7 protein-coding genes and 1 pseudogene are annotated in these 7,542 nt (G+C 67.9%); 6 read left to right on the forward strand and 2 right to left on the reverse strand.

Annotated features, from left to right (window positions below):
• The first annotated feature begins 18 nt into the window (after positions 1–18).
• From AC1DIW_RS16325 to AC1DIW_RS16340, 4 genes are all read left to right on the forward strand, one after another.
• The gene (locus AC1DIW_RS16325) at positions 19–771 is read left to right on the forward strand and encodes a DUF4386 domain-containing protein (RefSeq protein ID WP_442278140.1); all 753 of its coding nucleotides are present in this window, start codon (positions 19–21) and stop codon (positions 769–771) included.
• Positions 768–1,700, forward strand: coding sequence for an ABC transporter ATP-binding protein (locus AC1DIW_RS16330; protein WP_478109458.1), 933 nt, complete (start codon positions 768–770; stop codon positions 1,698–1,700). Before AC1DIW_RS16325 ends, AC1DIW_RS16330 begins: the two co-directional genes overlap by 4 nt.
• Positions 1,697–2,521: an ABC transporter permease gene (locus tag AC1DIW_RS16335; RefSeq protein ID WP_478109460.1), complete on the forward strand. Its 825-nt coding sequence runs from the start codon at positions 1,697–1,699 to the stop codon at positions 2,519–2,521. Before AC1DIW_RS16330 ends, AC1DIW_RS16335 begins: the two co-directional genes overlap by 4 nt.
• A gap of 112 nt (positions 2,522–2,633) precedes the next feature.
• Entirely contained in the window at positions 2,634–3,056 is a 423-nt protein-coding gene (locus tag AC1DIW_RS16340; protein ID WP_442278162.1) for an alcohol dehydrogenase catalytic domain-containing protein, read from the forward strand.
• A 437-nt stretch (positions 3,057–3,493) separates the two neighbouring features.
• Here the strand turns inward: AC1DIW_RS16340 and AC1DIW_RS16345 are convergent, their stop codons facing one another.
• Both AC1DIW_RS16345 and AC1DIW_RS16350 read right to left on the reverse strand, forming a co-directional pair.
• Positions 3,494–4,594: a tyrosine-type recombinase/integrase gene (locus AC1DIW_RS16345; protein WP_478109462.1), complete on the reverse strand. Its 1,101-nt coding sequence runs from the start codon at positions 4,592–4,594 to the stop codon at positions 3,494–3,496.
• Positions 4,595–4,601: 7 nt separating this feature from the next.
• The gene (locus AC1DIW_RS16350) at positions 4,602–4,889 is read right to left on the reverse strand and encodes a helix-turn-helix transcriptional regulator (protein WP_478109507.1); all 288 of its coding nucleotides are present in this window, start codon (positions 4,887–4,889) and stop codon (positions 4,602–4,604) included.
• A 590-nt stretch (positions 4,890–5,479) separates the two neighbouring features.
• On the opposite strand from AC1DIW_RS16350, the pseudogene AC1DIW_RS16355 reads away from it, so the two are divergent.
• Both AC1DIW_RS16355 and AC1DIW_RS16360 read left to right on the forward strand, forming a co-directional pair.
• A pseudogene (locus AC1DIW_RS16355) lies at positions 5,480–6,243 on the forward strand (IS630 family transposase); the annotation flags it as partial.
• A gap of 96 nt (positions 6,244–6,339) precedes the next feature.
• Positions 6,340–7,535, forward strand: a protein-coding gene (locus AC1DIW_RS16360) for an IS3 family transposase (protein ID WP_478109464.1) whose coding sequence is annotated in 2 segments (ribosomal slippage) — positions 6,340–6,618 and positions 6,621–7,535 — 1,194 coding nt in all. Because the reading frame shifts where the segments join, the coding sequence is not laid out codon by codon here.
• Positions 7,536–7,542: the final 7 nt, after the last annotated feature.

A 7,542-nucleotide genomic window follows, 5' to 3' on the forward strand; every position in this document is an offset into this window, starting at 1 on the left:
CACGACAAGGAGAACCCCATGAGCACGCTGCAGACCACCACCACCAGCCGACCTGGGCACGCGCCCAGGAACTCGGTGCGGACCATCGCCTCCATCGTCGGCTGGCTCTTCATCGTCACCTACATCACGTCGATCGCGGCAAAGGTCGCGTTCTATCCGCCACTCTTCGAGGGCGACTACGTCACCGGTCCGGGGCAGGACACTCGAGTGCTCTGGGGCGCTGTGTCCGAGGCCGTGCTGATCATCGCGAACATCGGCTCGGCCACCTTCTTGTGGCCGGTTCTGAAACGACAGCACGAGAGCCTTGCCATGAGCTACGTGGCAGCCCGGATCATGGAGAGCGTCTTCATCGCAGTCGGCGTCCTCAGCGTGCTCACGGTCGTGACGCTGCGCCAGGGCTACGTCGGCGCCCCCGCGGGTGCGGCGGCCGGGCTGACGGTCGCCGGCGACGCCTTCCTCAGGCTGCAGGAGTGGACGTTCGGCCTCGGACCGTCCTTCGTGGTCGGAGTGGGCAACGGAGTCATCCTGGGCTACCTGATGTACCGCTCTCGTCTCGTGCCGCGCAAGCTGGCCGTCCTAGGACTGGTCGGTGGGCCGCTGATCATCCTGTCCGGTGCCGCCGCGATGGTCGGCATCATCGAGCTCGACGGGACCTGGCAGGTACTGGCAACGGCCCCCGAGTTCTTCTGGGAGCTGGGCCTGGGGATCTACCTGGTCGTCAAGGGCTTCAAGCCGTCACCGGTCACCGCCGGAATGGACGACGAGCGATGATCCGCGTCGAGAGCGTCACCAAGCGGTACGGGGCTCACACCGCCGTCGACGACGTCACCTTCACCGCCGAATCGGGCCGGGTCACCGGCTTCCTCGGCCCCAACGGAGCGGGCAAGTCCACCACGATGCGCGTGATCGTCGGCCTCACCCCACCCACGACCGGGGCGGCGCACGTCCTGGGGTGCCGCTTCACCGACCTGCCCAACCCCGGCCTGGACGTCGGCGTCCTGCTCGACGCCTCCGCTCAGCACGGCGGCCGGACGGGACGCGAGATCCTCACGCTCTCGCAGAAGACCATGGGCCTGCGGACCGATCGGGTCGACGAGATGCTCGATCTGGTGAGCCTCACCGACGCGGAGGCGGGCCGACGCGTGCGTGACTACTCGCTCGGCATGCGGCAGCGACTGGGCATCGCCCAGGCGCTCCTGGGGGAGCCGGCCGTGCTCATCCTGGATGAGCCGGCCAACGGCCTCGACCCGGCGGGGATCCGCTGGATGCGCGATCTGTTGCGCGGCCACGCCGACCGAGGCGGCACGGTGCTGCTGTCCTCACACCTGCTGCACGAGATCGAGGTGGTCGCCGACGACCTCGTCGTGATCGGCAACGGCCGGACCGTGGCCCAAGGCACGAAGAGCGAACTGCTGGCCTCCGCCGGAACGCAGGTCCGTACCCGGCACCCTGAGCGGCTGGCCCTCGCCTTGACGAGCGCTGGTGTCGTGGTCCACTACGGCGACGCGACGCTGCGCGCGGATGCCGACTCCGAACGAGTCGGTCAGGTGGCCCACGAGGCCGGCATCCCACTCATCGAGCTGCGGACCGCGGACGGTGCCGGCCTGGAGGAGCTCTTCCTCGAGCTCACCGCCGACACCCAGCGAGAGGGCTTCGATCACCAACCGATCCACGCCCACCAGCAAGGAGCAGCCGCATGACTGCCACCACGGCCGCCGGCCCCCCTCATGCCGCGGCGCGCCCCAACGACATCACGACCAACGGCGTCAGCCCACGCATCCGCCTGACCCGCATCGTCGGGGTCGAGCTGCGCAAGTCCTTCGACACACGCTCCGGCCTGTGGCTGCTCGCCAGCATCGGCCTGGCCGCCCTGGTCACGACCGGTGCCGTCATCGCCTGGGCGCCGACGGACGAGTTCCGGTATAGCCAGTTCACCCTCGCCATCGGCATGCCGATGTCGATCATCCTGGCCATCATCACGGTCCTGTCGGTCACGTCCGAGTGGAGCCAGCGCAGCGGTCTGACGACTTTCACTCTCGTGCCGCATCGTGGCAGGGTCATGGTCGCCAAGGCCATCTCGGCCTGCCTCGTCGCGGTGACCGCCTCCGTCGTGGCCTTCGCCGTCGGTGCCCTGGGCAACCTCGCTGGGTCCGCCATGGCCGACATCACCCCGGTGTGGGACCAGGACCTCGCCGACGTCGGCTACTTCGCGCTCGGAACGATCTCGCTGATGCTGGTCGGGTTCACCCTGGGTGCCCTCATCCGCAACAGCGCCGGAGCCGTTGTGGCCTACATGGTCTATGCCTTCGTCACCCCCGGACTCCTCGCCTTCCTCGCCTTCAGCCAGAAGTGGTTCCGCGACCTGCGTCCCTGGATTGACCCCAAGTACAACCAGGACGCACTCATGAAGGGCGGGCTCTCCGGGGAGCAGTGGTCCCACCTGGCGCTGACGAGCGCCGTTTGGCTCGTGTTGCCGCTCGTGATCGCCGTGGTCACGCTTCGGCGCTCGGAGGTGAAGTAGCCATGACCCAAGCAGGCTCCCCCACCGCCCCTTCGACGCCGAGACCATCTCCGGCCAATTCACCCGCGCGGTCCTCCAGATCCGCTACGGTTCGCCCGACGCCCTCAAGGTCATCACCGTCCCCACGCCGACACCGCGACCTCACGAGGTACTCGTCCGGGTCGGGGCTGCATCGGTCAACGCCCGCGACTGGCACATCATGCGCGGCGAGCCCCGTCTCGCCAGACTCCTCGACCGGAGCAGCTTCGGGCTGCGACGTCCTCGCCATGCGGTCCGCGGCACCGACGTCGCCGGCATCGTCGAGGCGGTCGGCGCCGACGTGACGCACTGGCGGGTCGGCGACCTCGTCTTCGGAGAGGGAGCTGCGGCATTCGCGGACCACGCCGTCGTGCCCTCGGGCGCCAACCTGCCAGGCGCGGCAGGACGTCGGACACGACGACGTGCTCGCCCCGGCCGTCGTGGCCCACGAGCCCTGGGACCGCCACGCCGACAGTGCTCACGTCGTCGGGGCGCCCCCTCGCCTCGAGCCCACTGAGGGCTGCGAGAAAGCCGTCGACTACAGCGTCGAGCTCGGCCGGCTCCGACTCCGACCCGGTGGCCAACCGGTGCTCGGCGAGGACCCCGCCGTCGGCGTCGGTGGCCCGGGGCACAGCAGCTTCGTCCCGCCGACGTCGATGCCCAAGTGCATGCTGCGAGCCTTTCACGCGGACGGGCTCAGCGAGAGAGCAGCATGGCCCTTGGTCAAGACGCGACCAAGACTCTCGGTGGGGCAGCACCGGCGTCGTCCTTCTGGCGACCCTGAGAAGCAGGCCCAAGCGAGCCGCGCCTGTCGTCCTGGCCAGCCAGCCAAACGTCACATCACCGCGGTTCACCGGCTTGGGGCAACATCGGCTGCACCATCGGGCCGGGTCGTTGCAGTACCCGGCCTAAGGGCGGACCCGAGTACCGGCCCGTCTCTGACCTGCGGTTACGTCACGTCGCCGCCTCCTCAGTCCGCGGAGAGTCCGCAGGAGCGCCGAGGACCACGTCGACGGCGTCACGCGTCCGGTCGTCGGAGTCGGGCCACAGATGGCTGTAGGTGTCGAGCGTTTCGGCCGCAGTGGCGTGCCCGAGTCGTGCCTGCACAGTCTTGACGGACTCCCCGTGTCGGATCAGCAGGCTCGCGTAGTAGTGCCGTAGCCCATGGAACTTGAAGCCGGGCACTCCGGCTCGCTCGGTCAAGGTGCGCCAGGGCTTCCAGAAGCTCGACCGCGAGTGGGGTTGGCCCAGGGTGCCCACGAAGACGAGACCATCGGGCCCTGCAGGGAACGCGTGCAGGTGCGCGGCAAGAGCGTCGACAATCACCTGGGGGAGCGGGATCTCGCGAACGCTGGCGGCCGTCTTTGGGGGTCCGAACACAGGGCGGCCGTTCTCGACGCTGACCAGCTGCTGGTCGACGGTCAGCGACCGACGCAGGAAGTCGACTCGGTCGACCGTCACGCCGAACAGCTCACCCTGGCGCATTCCCGTCCCTGCTGCGGTGAGGATGAGTCCTCGGATGTGCGGAGCAGCGAGCTCGGCCAACGTCTGCACCTGAGCCGTGGCGAGTGGCACGACGTGGGGACGGGTGACTTTGGGCAGTCGCGTGCCGACCGCGGGGCTCGAGACGATGCGGCGATCTGCTACGGCTGCCTTCAGCACCGTGGCGAGAATGCCGTGCGTGACCGACACGGTAGAGGGCGCGAGCGTCAGGCTCAGCCGCTTGATCAGGGCCTGCACGTCGGTGGGTGTGATGCTGTCGAGCCGGCGAGCGCCAAGCGATGGGTAGATGTGGCAGCGAAGGTTGTGCTCGTAGAGGGCGGCGGTGGCGGGTCGGTGGACCTGGGCAAGGCGCCAAGGCTCGGTGAAGTCGCGGAGCGTGATCTGGCCTGCCTTCGGTGCGACGTACTGACCGGTGACGATGGACGCGCTCACTTCGTCGAGCCACCGCTGGGCGTCTGTCTTCCGGGTGAAGTGTCGTGCGTGCTCCTTGCCCTCCGCGTCGCGGTAGCGGGCACGCCACTTCCCGTCCGGCCGCCGGGCGACGTTTCCCATCTTGGGGCTACCGCTCCATGGCGTACTGGTCGGCCACCCAGGCGGTCACGTCGTCAGCGCGGTACAGCACTCGGCGCGGACCCATCTTGAAACTTTTCGGTCCGATGCCGATGTGACGCCAGTAGCGCAGGGTTGGTTCGGGGACCCTGATCATCTGGGCCACCTCAGCGGAGTTGAGCAAGGGCCCAACGTGATTTGTCGGGACGCTCAAAGGGGCGCTCTTTGTGGTGTTGACCCGTTCGGCAGGCCGGGCGTTCGCAATCGTCATCGCACACTCCTCCCATTCACCGCGCATACCAACGGTGTGGGGCACCGCCGGAACGCGGCGCAGGCGCAGCAGAGTGACGACTACCGTTTCGGCAGCACGCCGTTGGCGAGCCGTTGGAACGGCTCGTCAACTGAGTGGCCCTCGTCCGGAGACTCAGCGGACGTCTGCTGAGGCTCCGGCGGGTCCCAGTGCTGACGCACCGCGGCAACAGCGTGGCTTTCGCGGCGGAGTGACGCGCCTGCTCCACACGCTCGCGGAAGGCGGAGGTCGCGCCGGTGTCGATGCCATTGGCTTTCGTCGTGAGAGTCAAGTCGGGATACCCATGCTGCCGTCAAGGAGTGTCGCTGGAGTCCCGTCTCCTTGCCCAGGACGCTTCAAGTCAGCCATCGCGCCGGTGAGGCCACCGCAAGGTACAACATCGCCGTGACCTTTCGTGGCTCTGCTAGCTCGAGCGGGCAGTCGGCGGGCTGCAGCGGGTGGTGCAGCATGCCAACCAGACCTTGAGTATCGCGATGCTCAACGAGGTTCGGGCGGGGCTGGTCGCGTTCACAGTGCGGAAGCGCGGGCGCAGCGGAGGCCACCGCCGAGGAGTTGGTCGAGGTGTTCCGGCTGGACGGGTGACGCACTGGTCCTCGCGGCTGCTGGGGCGACATCTGGGGATCAGCAACGGGACCATCGCGAAGGCCTGGCGCGACTACGGCGTCGCGCCGTGGCGGGTCGAGACGTTCAAGTTCTCCACCGACCCGGAGCCGGTCCCGAAGGTCACCGACGTGGTCGGGTTGTACCTGGCGCCCTCGGAGAACGCGATCGTGCTGTGCATCGATGAGAAGTCGCAGATCCAGGCCTTGGACCGGACCGCTCCGATGCTGCCGATGCAGCCCGGCCTGCCCGAGCGCCGGACCCACGACTACAAGCGTCACGGCACCACGACGCTGTTCGCATCGCTGGAGAACGCGACCGGGAAGGTCACCGGAGCCTGAAAACCCAGGCACCGGCACCAGGAGTTTCTCGCGTTCCTCAAGCAGGTCGCCCGCGCCTACCCCGACACCGGCAACGGTGTACAGCTGCACCTGGTGATGGACAACTACGCCGCGCACAAGCGCGTCGAGATCCGCGACTGGCTGGCCGCGAACCGCGGATCCACGTCCACTTCACCCCGACCTCGGGCTCCTGGCTCAACCTCGTCGCGGTCTGGTTCGGCATCATCGAACGCCAAGCGATCCACCGCGGAACCTTCGGCTCCGTCAAGGACCTCAAAACCAAGATCAGAGCCTTCGTCGACGGCTGGAACGACCAGAGCCACCCCTTCGTGTGGACCAAAACCGCCGACGAGATCCTCAAGAGGGCCAACCGTCAGACCACTTCAAACACGGACCACTAGGCACCTATTGTTAACACCCGGGTCGCATGGGTCTGCCCAGGGGTTTGGTTGACACCTGACGTGTGAGGATTCGTCCTCGCTGGAAGGATGCCTGTCATGCCGAAGCCGTATCCCAAGGAGTTCCGCGACGACGTCGTGGCTGTCGCCCGTAAGGGCGGCGCTCCGTTGAAACAGATCGCGAAGGACTTCGGGATCTCCGAGGGCTGCCTGTCGAACTGGCTGAAGGCCGCCGACGTCGAGGACGGTCACCGTCCCGGCGTCACGGTCAAGGAAGCCGCCGAGCTACGGGAAGCGCGCAAGCGGATCCGGCTGCTCGAGCAGGAGAACGAGGTCCTGCGCCGGGCGGCTGCCTACCTGTCACAGGCGAACCTGCCGGGAGAATAGTCTTCCCGCTCGTCCGAGAGATGGCCGCGACCGGTGCCCCTGACGCCTCTGTCAGGGTGCCGGTCGCGGTGGCGTGCAGGGTGCTGGGCCTGACGACCCAGGGGTACTACAAGTGGCTCAAAGAGCCTGTCTCGCAGCGGGACTGGGACGACGCGCACCTGATCGAGGCCGCCCTCGGGATCCACGCCGAGGATCCCGGCCTCGGGTACCGGTTCATCACCGACGAGCTCGCCGACCTCGGCATCCTCGCCAGTGAGAACCGGGTCTGGCGGCTGTGTTCGGCCCAAGGCATCCTCGCGGCCCATCACCGACGGCGAGGGTCGGGCCGGCGGCCGGGCCCACCGGTGCACGATGACCTGCTCAAGGCGGCCGATGCGACGGGGCGGCCCGGCCGCGACTTCACCGCCACCCGGCCGAACGAGAAGTGGTTGACCGACATCACCGAGCACCCCACCGCGGAGGGCAAGCTGTACCTGTGTGCGGTCAAGGACTGCTACTCCAACAAGATCGTGGGCTACTCCATCGACTCGCGCATGAAGTCCTCCCTGGCCGCCGGCGCCATCCGTAACGCGATCGCGCTGCGCGCTCCGGCGGGCACCATCCTGCACAGCGACAGGGGCAGCCAGTTCCGGTCCAAGAAGGTGATCCGGCTGCTGAAGAACAACGGCCTGCTCGGGTCGATGGGGCGGGTCGGCGCCTGTGGTGACAACGCGGCCATGGAGAGCTTCTTCTCGCTGCTGCAGAAGAACGTCCTGGACACCCGGCGATGGGAAACCCGTGAGGAGCTGCGGCTCGCGATCGTGGTCTGGATCGAGACGAAGTACAACCGGCGCCGCCGGCAACGCGGCCTGGGGAAGCTCACCCCGGTCGAGTTTGAGATGATCTACACGGCCGCAGACGCGGCCTGAGAACCAT

The organism is Terrabacter sp. 01T434, from assembly GCF_056398545.1.